The sequence below is a fragment of the Nitrosomonas sp. genome (assembly GCA_031316255.1).
Taxonomy (GTDB): Bacteria; Pseudomonadota; Gammaproteobacteria; order Burkholderiales; family Nitrosomonadaceae; genus Nitrosomonas.
On record JALDQW010000001.1, the window covers coordinates 3,041,624 to 3,055,821 of the forward strand.

Genomic DNA, 14,198 nt, shown 5'->3' on the forward strand with positions numbered 1-14,198 from the left:
GATGCCCAGTTAAGCATGCCGCAGAATATGTGCATGATTCATATTTACTGAACGATACCGGCCTGAATACAGGCTACTAGAGGAATAGATTTGAAGTCCCTAACTACCCGTACTTTTTCAGAAACGGGTGCCAAGATTTTTTCCGATGCAACGGTGCCAGACGAACTGGCCCTGATGCTGGACAAGAAATGCATGTCCAGTTTACTCAGTAACCGGCTGTTTGACGGAGTGGCGATTACCGACTGTCAGATCCAGTACACCCGATATAAGACCTATCGTAAACCTGCTTCAACGCGCAAGGCGTTTCTCAGCGTGAGCTACCTGCTCAGCTTCGATAGCAGCAAAGCACCCGTCATCGTTTTGGCCAAGGGTTATCTGGACGGCCGCGGTAACGCGGTTCATGCATCATTGCTCGAATCGCAACGTCATCAGGTTCATTACCTGGCCGACCACGATATGTTGTTGTGGTGTTTTCCTTCCGATCCGGCCATGCCCTGGTTAAGCCGGTTGATGAACAGTGAAACTGTACTTGATCTGTTACCTTGGCAACAGCTCGAATCTGCCGATGCTGCACCTTCTGGTAAACTTGAGGCGCAGGCCGAAGTGGTTCATTACCGTCCAGAACAACGCTGTATGATTCGGTACCGGTTGAACGATGGTAAAGGTGACGTGTGTTGGCCGGAGATCTATGGCAAGACATTCGCCGATGACCAGGCCCGGATTATATCTCAACGCATTATGCATCATTGGCAGGCCGGTTGCGACGAACCGGACCGATTCCTGGTAGGCCGCCCGCTCGGCTGGTTGCCGCAGTTCAATTTGATTTGGCAGCAAGGACTGTCCGTGACGCCAATGACGGAGGCGCTGCAAAACAGCAATCCTTTACCTTTACTGGAGCGCATTGCCATTGCCTTAGCCGGTTTCCATCGTGATTCTGGCGCCGAATGTGAGCTGCTTGCCCATGAGCATCATATAACGGAGATTGCCAAAAAACTCGATAAGCTTGAGCGCGCTTTCCCCGAATACAGGCATCGCCTGTCGACACTTGCTGAACAAGTCGCAAACGATGCCAGACGGGCTATCGCGCCCGAAAACTGCCTGATTCACAATGATCTTCACTTGCGCCAACTTGGTGTGGCTGATAACCGTATTGCATTGTTCGATTTTGATGAATTTCACTGCGGCGACCCGACACAGGATCTGGCTGATTTTGTCGTCGATCTGTTACAGATTGACGGCGAACGTGCTGACAATGTAAAACTGGCGCGTATTTTTCTGTTGGCTTACGCCCGTCATATTGATTGGCGGATCGATGTTGCCAACCTCAACTGGCACATTCGCAACAAGCTGATCGCCAAAACCTATCGTGCTCATATCCAGCAGTTGCCCGCGCTGCAAGAAACAGTGGCTGTGTTGCTGGATTTGGCGCATACGGTAGAGCAGTATGATCTGTTGGCGGAATCGAAACAAACGACCGGAGCCCGCTCATGAGCGATCCTTACATTTCAACACCGGCATTACTTCGACGGCTGCTGGCAGAGTTTGGGCCTAATGTCTGGCGTCAACGCGGCCGCTTGCTGCTCGCCTATACCTGTACGCTGCTTTCAATTGGCGCGTTACTGCTGGCGCCATGGCCACTCAAAATCATTATCGATGATCTTTTGGTGACGCGGACTCCACCGGATTGGGCCAACATGCTCGGCCCGTTACAGTCAAACATGTCTGCGCTGGTGATTGTACTTGCACTGGCGGCCATTCTTCTGGCCTGGGCGCGGGCGCAATTGATCGCATGGGAGTCACGTATCAATGCCCGTATCGATGAACAGCTCATGCTTGATCTGCGTCAACGCGCACTGGCCCATGTTCAGGCTTTGTCAGGTACGTTGCGCACTGATATTAATCAACGCAGCGGGGAGCTGGGTGTTCGTATCGTCGACGACGTTCGCTATATCTCCAAGCTTTTAACGCGTGCCATGCCCCAGGCCGTGCAGTTCCTGTTCAGCGGTTTATTTACCCTGATTATCATGAGTTTGATGGAGCCACGTCTGGGATTGGTTGCTGCTGTTATCACGCTAGTGATTATCTTCATGACCATGCGTTTTGCCCGGCCGATGCGCATGGCATCTCACGCCAAGCGTAAGGCTGAAGGCCAGGTTGCCGGTTTTGCCCAGGAGGCAATGCGCGGTCTGGCTGCTGCCCAGGTTCAATCCCACGAAGAATATGTGCGTCAGCGCTTCAATGACATTAACCGGGTCAGTGTAACCGCTGGCGTCCAGCAGGTCTTGGTAACTTCAGGCATGGAGCGGACTTTGCAGACGGTAAAAGCAGGCGCTCTGACCCTGATTACCGCAGGCGGTGCGCTGCTGGTGCTGGAAGACGTGTTGACCATCGGCAGTTTGACAGTGTGCATCGCTTATATGACGCAACTGATGCGACCCGTTGAGAAAATTAATTCTCTGGCGACTACAGTGGTCAAGGGCCTGACTCGCGGCGAACAGCTGTTAGCCTTGTTGGCTCTCCGTCCGACTGTTCAGGATCATGAACAGGCTGAGGATGTCGAGCGGGTCACTGGTCAGATCGAGTTTCGCGATGTTAGTTTCACTTACCCGCAGGCTGCTGCGGATAAATCCCGTCCACCTGTGCTGGAACATGTCAACTTTACCATTCCGGCTGGTAGTATCTGTGCACTGGTTGGTGGGAGTGGGGCGGGAAAGAGTACATTATTGTCGTTGTTGCTGCGTCTTTATGACCCTGATGGCGGTTGTATATTGCTTGATGGCAAACCTGTGGACCGTATCCGGTTGCGTTCATTACGCGAACAGTTTGCGGTCATGGTGCAGGATATCCACTTGCTGGCTGGCAGTGTGCGCGAAATTCTCAGCATGGGTACACCGTGTTCAGATGATTCAATCTGGAAGGCTTTGGAGCAGGTTGGCTTAAAGCAGACTGTAGCAGAAATGCCCGACGAATTGTCAAGCGCACTCGGTGAGGCCGCGGCCAATCTTTCCGGAGGACAGCGTGCGCGTCTGGCTCTGGCGCGGGTATTTCTGCTTGATCGGCCCATTATTATACTTGACGAGCCAACTGCAAACGTCGACGCAGAATCTGCGCGGATTATTCTCAATGCGCTTGGCGAAATCAGCCGGGAGAGGACTTGCATCATAGTCACTCATCAGCCGGAAGTCATGAAGTGGGCGCGCATTAAGATTCGTGTTTCTGCTGGCAAAGTGCTGGTAACCGCTGCTTGAAGATTTACTTGAACCGAATTTGACCTGATAGTCCCTTCAAAGTCGATATACGTAGTATATTGATGTGGCAATTATTTTTCATTACAACAATTCCGGTTTTTGATGTTTTTTGAACACTGAATAGGTGGACACGGAATTGAGCCATAGGAACAAAACACGCAGCAATCACCGGTCGTTGGTTTCAAGAGTGTACGACACTGTTCACATTCGTAAAACCATTGACAAAAATCGGTAGACATTGTTTCTGTTTTCTTAAAACCGCATTCAGGACACTTTATTTCAGATTCCAGAACTATGTTTTGAGTCATTTCTACACCTTTTTACATATCATAGCTTAATTCTACTTTGTCAGATTACCCAAAAGCCACTTTTCGCCTAGCAAAAGACTTTTTAGCGCTGAGCCGTCGCCGGTGCCGCTTATGAATAACATCTGCCAGATCCTCGGTGGTAAGTTGTCTTTTTGGCAGCATGTGCGCTAATGCGGTCACCAGGTCATTGAAGGATAACATCGGCCATTGCTTGCGCCCAAGCATCTTTTGCTTGACCAAGAATAGCGTTGCCAGCATGACTAGCGCCATGTGATGATGCCATGCATCCCACCGGCGCACTTGATAATCAGCCATGCCACATTCGCTTTTTGCTTCATGAAAGCTGTGCTCAATGAAGAAACGCTGCGCCTGTACTTGCGCCAGTTGCTGTAACGGTGTTTCAAGTGACGCGTTGGATAAGCTATAATGCGATATTTCGCTAGCGCCAACCTCCCGCTTTGCCAGCAAGTGCCAGCGATGCGCTTGTTTCTCGCTGCCATCCCATACCCATACAAATGCATGAAGATATTCCGCTTCCAGCATACCTTTCTCGCCTTCGCGCAGTTTAATGCGCCGCCATACTGCATCCGGCTGCTCTGATACCCATTGATCAACACGTATCGCCTCAGATTGTGCTTTCAGGCGTTTCGGTTGCCTGCCACGGCTATTCCAGGCAGGAATGCCCGGTTTTGGGTCTTCAAGATAAACCATCTGCCGACAGTGAACATCAGCGACAAATGTGCAGCCAAGTTTATCAACACCACGCAAGAAAGCAGGATCCTTGCCATAGCCGCCATCAATGCCGACATAACCAAAACGCACACCGCGTTGTTTGGCTGTTTCGATCATTGATAATGCAATCTCGCATTTGCTTTGATAATACTGGCATGCCTCAGGTATTGCTGCTTTCTTGCAACGATCCGAATCGCTCATCCAATGTTGTGGCAAATACAGGCGCGCATCAATCAAACTGGCCATGCTGTTTTGGCACAAACTGGCAAATACACCAACCTGACAATTGTCTACCTTACCAAGACGGCCATTCCATTGTCGGGAAACACCTGCTGATGATTCGCCTTTCTTCGCAAAAGCGCTTTCATCGATAATCAAAACAGCAGCAGAACCACCCAACAACGCATCCGTCTCAATCGCAATCTGCTCGCCAAATCCATTCCAGTCAATCGCGTCTGATGTCAGCATGTGTTGCATCGCCTGGTGGTCAACTTCATTGACTTCGCCCATGCGTAACATATTTGCTCGTTCAGATTGAAACAGTCCACGCAGGTAGCCATAGAATGTCGCTGACGCATCGCGCGTCGCCGATACAAAAAATGATGAAAATAACGATAAATGTGCGCTAAGCGCTTCTGGAAGCCCCTGAAGGGCAAATTGGAGTGACCGTTTAGTATTTTCACGACATGATCGTGATTAATAATTATTAAACAAAGTGTTATTATACATCAGTTTGATACACTTTTGGGGTCATTTGAATCTGACAAAGTAGAATTAAACAGAAGTATTTTAGATAATGGTGTCTGACTGATGATTGCGACATATCAATTCATGCGCATTGAAATCGGGGTAAAGTTCGAATTTTATGGGTTGCTTACTAGCAATAACTCCACATATTGTGTTTTTCACCGCCAAATTATCATTCAAGTCCATATCACTTGAACAGAAGCCCTGCTTCTGGCAATCTTGTATTGCTTTATGGAAAATATGGTTAATTTGGTAGAGATTGGATGAGTGTAAACGCTTCTTGTAAAAATTTAATAGGGTATAACGATGTAGCCGTATTCGGGCGCATGTTTACCGTAGCAACACAAGTCCGACAAATTTTTACTGTCGAATTAAAGGTACTCAATGTATGAATCTGCTTAACACTCTGGGTTTAACTGATAACGATATCGATGTTGAAGAAGAGCGTAGAAAGTTACAGCTCTATATCAATTTAAAACTGGCTTCTTCAGGGCAGCCGACTTGTGCTGGTCAAGGCACCCGTGAATTTCTCGAAACGGCGCGCGACCTGTTAAAAAGTTACCGTGAAAAAAATCGTTTGCTGGCAGATTATCACTGCCCGGTTGATAAACGAATCCAACAATTTCTGGATCGATATCTCAGTGACAGTGGTGTCGATTCCATTCCCAAATTACCTAATGTTACCTTTGTACTGGATCGACATGGTATAGCCCGCGAACTTTCAATACCTATGGGCGAAGATGAATTTCATTCAGAAATCGTATCCAGCTATCGCGTTAAGCAGGGTGTATTGCATAACCCGGCCAGCGACAGGCGAACGACCAAAGGTTCTTTTCATGTCGCTGAGGGTGGATTACCGATACCGGGTGACAAAAAAGCGGTTCCCAAAAAATCGTTTTCCATTATGCTTAAACATGCTTTAAATCCGCCCAAAGATCTGCTGAAATTGCCTTTCTCAGCCAATCAGGAAACACCGGCGAGAATGTTTGTTTCGCTGTTACTCAGACCAATAGTGTGTCCTGAAATACCCGGTGTTGATGCCGAAAAATCCATGGAAATCCGTTTTTTTGCGCCAGGTAATCTGGTCAGTAATCTGGATTTTGTCGAAAGTATTTTTGGTAATGGCGGTAATCCCAATCTTGCCGAGTTTGATGCCGCCCTGGACGTTGTTCACTGGAGTGGACATACGGGTTGCGTTATTCTTGCGCCTCATCTGGTCACACTGACAAAAAAACAACTTGGTTTGCCACATATCGACGAAGCGAATGAACGGCAAAAACGAGAAGGGATGTGCTGGCAAGAAGAAGGCGAATTATACAACGATGGTCAGGCGTTCAAATTAACCGCCAGGGATGAGCAGGGCGTCATTGTCACTATCGTTGCAGATAATTATTACGGTTATTGCAAAAAAGAAGTCAAAACGCAAATCAGCTATGCCGCCAACCTTTATGGTCTTGCTGAAGAAGAACACGCAGGCGGTGCGCTTGCATTCACTCGCCGCAATCATGGTGAAGAATTCGGTATTGACAGCCACACCCGCGAACCGGGTTATAGCTTTAGTGAAGCCAGTGAAAAATATGCCGAGGTCATGGATATAAAACCGGAAGGGTACGCCATTGATAAAAACTTCCCTAGCGTGATTTACGTACCTCAGGATTTACGCATGGATCTCAATGCGCAGACAATTACCTGGAATCACGGCAACCGGCAACTACAGATACGTTTACAACCGGGCAAAATATACATGCAACCCAATGGCTACAAAATAGAAATGGAGAAAAATCCGGGTTCTTCATACTGGCGGTTAATTGGCACTGATCCTTTGGGTACTTTTTGTCACAAACCCTGTACCGTGTCCGGCGGCGGCAAGTCCGAAATCTCCAAATCCATTAATGATGCCGTCATATACGGCCCACTGTTTGTCGATGACCTACAGCAAGATCTTCAACGTGTACTGGAGATCTGTGAACGGGATTACTCTAAGCGCTTCAAGCCCGGCTTCGAAGCAGAAGACAGAGATCCCACACGTAAATTACTCAGCCCGGAGCGCAGCCTGGGCTCCGTCATCAAGGTATTAACCGTGTCTTCCAGTTATACCGATGAATTCAATACCTGGTTGGAATCGATACCGCCGCGCATATTCTCATTACTGTTTCTGATCAAGCGATATTATCGTAAAGAATGGGGTAATGACCTTTGTAAACATTTATCCGTTGATATCGTCGATGGCGCACCTAGTCATGAACTTAAATTGAACAATCGCAAAATGGTCGCTTCTTATTTACGCGTGGGTTTTGATCAAGAGAAAAAATGGCGTACATTTAAAGTCAGGCAGGATTTTATCGCTGCCGAGAAAATTCAGATGGAAGACGATATCAGCGTTTCTGTTGTCGTATCCGACCACTGCCTTGAAGAATGCCGCCCGGCGCAGCATACAGGACTCAGCGTCAAACTGGTTAAGAACTGTGAGTATCGACTCTTCCAGAGACCCGACGACGCCCGTATCCCCGGTTATGACAAGCAAACTGAGCAGGACATGGCAGCAATGGGCAACTTTATTGCCAACTATGAGCCGTTAAAAGGAGAGAGCTTAGCTGCAGTTGTCGAAGACGTTATGACCCACGGCAGTTTTACCCAACCTATGCGTGATTTGTTGCAGGATGCTTATGATAAAGGAGAGGGTTATGTTGTGTCGTCTGCGCACTCCCGTCTGATCGATGGGAAACATTCAATAAACCCGCGTTATCTGCAAACACGCCCCGACCTGATTAATCCGGTGCGCAAGTATGTGGCTAACATGAGCACTCGGATGCACCTCAAGCTACCGATGAATGTTACCGTTTGTCACCCGGTTGATGCGGTTCTGTCTGGCCGCAGAAATAATCCGCCTGAACCAGGTATACGGCCACTGGCGGTGTATAATCCTATCCACTATCAAGAGTTACCCGAACTCTTTATGGAGTATATCTGCAGTTTGACTGGAAAATCACCGTCAACGACAGGTGTAGGTAGCGAAGGCGCGCTCACCAAGGGGCCGTTCAACGCTTTAAGGCCAACCGCTGATTTAAATAATGCTCTGGTATCGTTCATTTTGACGGGTTATGCCGGATTTTCTAGCTCAGCGGGCTATGTTGGCGCGAATATGCTGGTTGAGCACGATATCAGTTTGTTGGTCCCGGAAATTTGGGCGCGTATTACAGCAGGAGAGCGGGATCCTCAATTTCTCATAGAGAATGGGTATCTGGAACTGCTGGAAGATTTCGACCATGATGGACAAACAGTGTTTGCCAGCCGTTTGGGATACCGTATTACCGAACGTTTCGTTCACAGATTCATGGGTAAAATATTCGATAACCCGCAGGCTGTATTTACCCAGGAATTACTTAAGCCGGAAATCCAGGACATGGCTTCCTTCGTTGATGGCATTAATAATATTGTAGAAGCCCAACAAAAAGTCGCAAAACAATATATTGACGATGGCAGTGTAGATGACGCCTGTCCACCGCTTTATGCGTTGATACATATTATGGCAACTGGAAAATTCAACGGCAAAACCGTCCATGATTCCGGTGTCCGTGAGCTCTTCACCAGAGAATCGCTGCTGTCGTCCGACTGGTACCGTGAACGGCTGGAAATAAAGCAACAGCGGGAAATTGTATTATGGGATAAACATGTGAAAAACCTTTTGGCTTTTTCTCATTTGCCCGGGCATGAAGACGAAGCCGAGAGACTGGGTATCAGTAGCCGTCTTGACGATGCCATTGCAAAATTGTCCTATGTCAACAGCGAAGATTATCTCAATAGCCTGGTCGGTACCATCGGTGCCGATCCATTACGTCCATACCGTTGCATGAGCAGCGCGCAGCAGTCGGAGAACAAAAAAGTGGCGTAGTGTTGCGGGTTTGAGCGTGTTCGGATGATTTATGTAATGAATGATTTTTTGTCGGGCGGCAGTTGACATTTCGTAGAAGTTATTGGCTAAATGTAGGGTGTTATGTTGAGTTATTTAGTCGAAGGTTAATCTCTCTGAGTGAAATCATTTGGTTTTATATGATGTTCTTGGATTCGGGTAGTCAAGAGTGACGGCTTTTTTCTACGTCATTGGCAAGCCAGATTTTAATGTACCAATGCCGGTGACAGTTTTGCCAGTAGCATTACTGCGCCTCCTGCTGGAAGAATGGGGATTTTTTCGAGCAAACAATTTGATTTCAGATAGAGCTTCCTTTATCCGTTGAATCGGCAGTTTTGAATTCCGGCCAAATGCATGGTAGCGGAACCTGGATGTGAGTTGCCATTTGTGCGTGGGCATAGGTGATATCAACTATAAATTGATAACCATCCCAGATTTTGAACGCACATGCATTAAAGCAGTGCAATTTTTACAGCGATAAGATTATTTTTTTCTTTTGAAAAAAATAATCAAATTGGTTTATAAATGTGCACAAAAATTGTGCAAAAAACACCGCTAAATACTGACCAAAATGCTGACCATACTATGTCAAAACATGGCCAAAATGCCAAAATACGGTAAGTATTTGTTGCTTAACTTATTGATGTATAACAATATAATGGCGGGAAGGCGTCATTCACATTCAAGAAATTTATTGTTTATATACAATATATTATTTTTTAGTCTCATTAAAGTTACCCCTAAAGTTACCCCGCTTTTGGTTTCATTGCCTAATATTTAATCACCAATATTGCACAATATTTTGTCAATAGCGGAGCAAAAATGTACCAGATAGCGCGTTAAAAGTGTACCAGTAAAGTTAATAAAAAAGAGGAATTAATCCTCGGGTTTAGCGCTTTTATTTTTTATATTCCGGGGTTGAAATAAAGCGCAGTGTATTCCCCAACTACTCATTATTTTTTTTGGTGTTCTCCTTTCCTATAAGTGTGGAATTCATTGATTGTTTTTGTCGCTTCTTACTTGCAGCCAGGCGATACGATTCACCATTCATTTCCAGGATATGGACATGGTGGGTCAAACGATCCAGCAGTGCGCCGGTCAATCGTTCTGACCCCAGAACACTTGTCCATTCGTCAAACGGTAAATTCGATGTGACCAGGGTGGCGCCATGTTCGTAACGGCGACTAAACACTTCAAACAAGAGCTCTGCGCCTACTGCAGTAAATGGCACATAACCCAGTTCGTCGATGATCAACAATTTGGTGTTAGCCAGCTGTTTTTGCAATAGACGCAACCGTTTCTCATCACGCGCTTCCATCAATTCATGTACCAAAGCTGCGGCCGTCTTAAAGACAACGCTCAAACCTTTCTGACAAGCGGCCAGCCCTAAAGCTAACGCTGTATGCGTTTTGCCAACGCCCGAAGGCCCCAATGCAATGACATTTTCACGCTTGTCAATCCATTCGCAGCGCATCAGCTCTAATACCAACGATTTATTCAATTCTGGAATTGCAGTGAAATCGAAGGTATCCAGGCTTTTAATCACCGGGAATTTTGCCATACGTATACGCCGCTCAGTATTGCGTCGCTCACGGTCGATACGCTCAAGCTCACATAACCGTAATAAGTAACGCGCGTAATCAACACCTTCATTTGCGCATTCGATTGCAACCTTCTCATATTCACGAGCAAAGGTCGAAAGCTTCAATGCCTTGAAATGATTCTCCAGCAAAACCTGTGGTGTAACTGTCGTGGAAATCGATGTTTCATTCATAATGACTCTCCATTACAGGTTTTTGAGTTGCTTCGGATATTTGCAACAGGCTTAAGTACGTCCTAGGTTCGGTGGGTAGTACATTGGCATTGGGTAGATAGGGGTAACACGTCAGATCGAGTTTCGCTGGCCGTTGTTCAATTGCACACAGAATCAGATGCTTGATCGCGTCAAATCCAATTGAACCCAAATCAATCGCTTTTTTTATCGCATGTTCAACTTGCGCTTGGCTAAAATTCTCCAGTAGCCGCAAAACCTGGATATATTCCTTGCGACCACGCCGTTCCAACCGCGCTTCAAGCAATCGGCGCAAACGATCAAATACTTCGGGCAGCACCCAATCCTGGAGGGGCGCCGCCTGATCCAATGCGCGCGGCTTTTGTTCCAGCAATGCCAAATAATGCAGCGGGTTATAGATGAATTCTTCCCGGCCATAGCTGCGTTGATGTCGTGCAATGGTGTCCGCACCCAGACAAATATCAACATGATCAACGTAACCTTTGACCAGCACTTCCCGATGACCGTACTGAGTGGGTACCGAGTAGTCGTTGGTTCGATAGCGCACCAGAGACAGAGAAGATACACGAGTCGAAATCTTGTGGCATGCATCAAACTCAGCTGCAGGCAATGCCATGAGTGCAGCAGCATCACGCTTCATACGCTCAGCAATGGTTTCAGTTTGCCCACGTAGCTTAGCTTGTTGGCGTTTGATACAACCGTCCAGCAACCTGGTGTTCAAGGCATCAAAATTATCAGCTATCGGCAACGGCACCATGAAATGGCGACGATTGAAACCAACCATGCCTTCAACATTGCCTTTATCATTACCCCGCCCTGGACGTCCAAATTTGTCTTCAAACAGATAATGACTTTGCAGTTCACTGAATGCTTTAGTCCGCTTACGCTTGCCATCACCCAGTATTTTAGCGACGGCGAGCCTGGTATTGTCATATAAAATAGATTGCGGCACACCACCTAAAAACGCAAATGCAGCAACATGCCCATCCAGAAAGGATTCGGTATCTTCCGTCGGATAGGCTTTGACAAAGCAGCCGTCCGAATGTGGCAGATCAAGACAGAAATAATGAAACCGTACCAGCTTGCCACCAATATAACCGTCAGCTTCGCCAAAGTCTACCTGAGCGTGGCCAGGTAAATGGACCAGCGGCATAAACATCTCCTTCTGCTGAATCTTGGCTTTATAAACATAATTACGCACAATGGTATAGCCGCCAGTGAATCCATGTTCATCGCGCAATCGCTCCAATATCCGGGTTGCCGTATGACGTTGTTTGGGATGAACTGTTTTATCAGCTTCAAGAATGGCATCTATAATGCCAGTGAAAGCGGCTAGCTTTGGTGAAGCAGGAGAACTCTTGCGCCGGTAACCTGGCGGTACCGCATATTGACACATCTTCTTAACAGTCTCGCGGTGAATACCAAAATAACGCGCGACTTCTCGCTCGCTTTTGCCTTCAACCATCACCGCCCGTCGTATTTTTACATATAGTTCCACTGAATACATCCTTTCGCCTTTCACTTGGTGCTAAACGCATCAGCTTACAGGCATCAGACTGGCACACTTTTATTCCGCGATATTCGCAAAATCTTGTGCGCTTCAGTGGTACATTTTTACTCCGCTATTTACAGTTTTGCATATTGTTTTAAAATGAGTTCCACCTTGAGAGGATGTGTATTTCCCTTTTCCCCCGGTGAGGATAGGTAAAACTCTTAATTCATAATCACTTAAGTTATTACACTTTTGAGGCGGCACGTGATCCCTGTGAAGCTTGCAGTGAAGTCCACAAATTAAACAATAACCGCATTCCAATCCTTTGATACGAACACGATCATTCAGCCTTCTAGAAAAATCACCCATGCTGATTAAAATAAAATTTTCTTACCAAAAAACTATTAGTTTGCTCACGGGTATTATTTCAACCGCAGATCAAACATGCAACAGGAAGATTTCCGCGCTACATTTTCGGGCGACAACATGCCCAAAATTGCTCGAATTAGATCAAAAGTCGGGCAAATCCCGACTTTTTTTATGTCGATTCCAAAAAGTCGGACAAGCTGGAATCAAGCAATGATAGGGGTTTTAGAGAATCCGCCCGACTTTCCCGACTTTCCCGACCAAAAAAATAGGGGATAGGAATTTATGTTAGAAAATTGAAGTGAAAACGCTTACTAAAAATTAGTAATCCTCATTTTGAGGATAGGAAAACTACTTACCCGGATTTTTTGAATAATGGGATAACACTTGCACCATTCTCTAAACCTTCAAGGTAATCACTCCACCATGTCATCATTTTGACACGTTCCGGCAAATACTTTGCCCGGTTGTATGCGCCCCTGACTTCATTAGTTTCACAGTGTGCTAATTGCCGCTCAATAGCATCAGGATTGAATCCCGATTCATTCAATATGGTGGAAGCTACAGCCCGGAATCCGTGACCGGTCATCTTGCCCTTATAGCCCAGGCGGTAGAGTGCAAAAAGTAGGGTGTTGTTACTGATTGGTTTATTTGGATTGCGCCCAGGTAGCAGGTAACGGCTATTCCCTGCAATGGTTTTCAGTTCGGCGATTATTCTTAATGCCTGGCTTGTTAATGGAACGATATGTTCATTTCTCATTTTCATGCGTTCAGCCGGTACTGTCCATAAAGCATTATCCAAGTCAAATTCAAGCCATGTTGCGCCTATCAGTTCATTGGTGCGAACAAAGGTTAAGGCCAGTAATTGCAATGCAAGTTGTGTTTGTCTGTCGCCTATCGTTTCATAGGTTGATATTGCCCGTAACAGTTCCGGCAATTCTTCATGCTTCACCGCTGCCTGATTCTTTTTCTTGTGTGGCGTCAATGCGCCTTTCAGATCGGCGGCTGGATCACGGCTACAGCGGCCAGTTACTACACCATAACGGAATACTTGCCCGCATACCTGCAATACTCTATGCGCCAGATCATAGGAACCGCGGTTTTCTATAATGCGGACCATGTTTAATAGTTCAGGGGCTTCGATCTTGTCAATCGGGTGCATACCGATATAAGGAAAAACATTACCTTCAAGCCTGCGCTTCACATCTTTTGCATGGCTGTCTACCCAGGTATGAAGTTGTTTCGAACGCCATTCATTGGCAACCGCTTCAAAACTATTTTCCGCTTTTTGTTTTTCTCTTTGTTTGCGGACTTTCCGGTCCAGCGATGGGTCGATATGATCCGCTATCTTCTTACGTCCGGCCTGTGCCTTTTCTCTGGCTTCGCTGAGGCTGACATCAGGATAAACACCCAGTGAAAGAGACTTCTCTTTTCCGTGTATTCTGTAGCGTAACCGCCAATACTTCCGGCCATCTTCATACACCCAAAGGAAAAGCCCATTGCCGTCATACAACTTGGTAATCTTCTTGCCTTCGGACTTGGCGTTTCTATAGCGTGCGTCTTTATATTTCTCAACCATAGTGGGGTAACTTTTGCAGGGGTA

At 46.6% G+C, this 14,198-nt stretch carries 8 protein-coding genes; 3 read left to right on the plus strand and 5 right to left on the minus strand.

The features are described from left to right. Positions 1-90 precede the first annotated feature (90 nt). Together MRK00_13525 and MRK00_13530 are read left to right on the plus strand one after the other, a co-directional pair. Positions 91-1,491, plus strand: coding sequence for an aminoglycoside phosphotransferase family protein (locus MRK00_13525; protein ID MDR4518388.1), 1,401 nt, complete (start codon positions 91-93; stop codon positions 1,489-1,491). Further along, positions 1,488-3,248, plus strand: coding sequence for an ABC transporter ATP-binding protein/permease (locus MRK00_13530; protein MDR4518389.1), 1,761 nt, complete (start codon positions 1,488-1,490; stop codon positions 3,246-3,248). Before MRK00_13525 ends, MRK00_13530 begins: the two co-directional genes overlap by 4 nt. 71 nt (positions 3,249-3,319) lie before the next feature. Here the strand turns inward: MRK00_13530 and MRK00_13535 are convergent, their stop codons facing one another. Together MRK00_13535 and MRK00_13540 are read right to left on the minus strand one after the other, a co-directional pair. After that, complete coding sequence (locus MRK00_13535; protein MDR4518390.1) at positions 3,320-3,556, minus strand: hypothetical protein; 237 nt, start codon at positions 3,554-3,556, stop codon at positions 3,320-3,322. Positions 3,557-3,601: 45 nt separating this feature from the next. Beyond that, on the minus strand, positions 3,602-4,831 hold the full coding sequence (locus tag MRK00_13540; protein MDR4518391.1) for an IS701 family transposase: 1,230 nt from the start codon (positions 4,829-4,831) through the stop codon (positions 3,602-3,604). A 592-nt stretch (positions 4,832-5,423) separates the two neighbouring features. On the opposite strand from MRK00_13540, the gene MRK00_13545 reads away from it, so the two are divergent. Beyond that, on the plus strand, positions 5,424-8,927 hold the full coding sequence (locus tag MRK00_13545) for a hypothetical protein (protein ID MDR4518392.1): 3,504 nt from the start codon (positions 5,424-5,426) through the stop codon (positions 8,925-8,927). A 964-nt stretch (positions 8,928-9,891) separates the two neighbouring features. Here the strand turns inward: MRK00_13545 and istB are convergent. The 3 genes from istB to MRK00_13560 form a co-directional block, all read right to left on the minus strand. After that, positions 9,892-10,719, minus strand: a complete 828-nt coding sequence (gene istB / locus MRK00_13550; GenBank protein MDR4518393.1) for an IS21-like element helper ATPase IstB — start codon at positions 10,717-10,719, stop codon at positions 9,892-9,894. Next, positions 10,712-12,244, minus strand: coding sequence for an IS21 family transposase (gene istA, locus MRK00_13555; GenBank protein ID MDR4518394.1), 1,533 nt, complete (start codon positions 12,242-12,244; stop codon positions 10,712-10,714). Before istA ends, istB begins: the two co-directional genes overlap by 8 nt. A 706-nt stretch (positions 12,245-12,950) precedes the next feature. Continuing rightward, complete coding sequence (locus tag MRK00_13560) at positions 12,951-14,174, minus strand: tyrosine-type recombinase/integrase (protein ID MDR4518395.1); 1,224 nt, start codon at positions 14,172-14,174, stop codon at positions 12,951-12,953. Positions 14,175-14,198 lie beyond the last annotated feature (24 nt).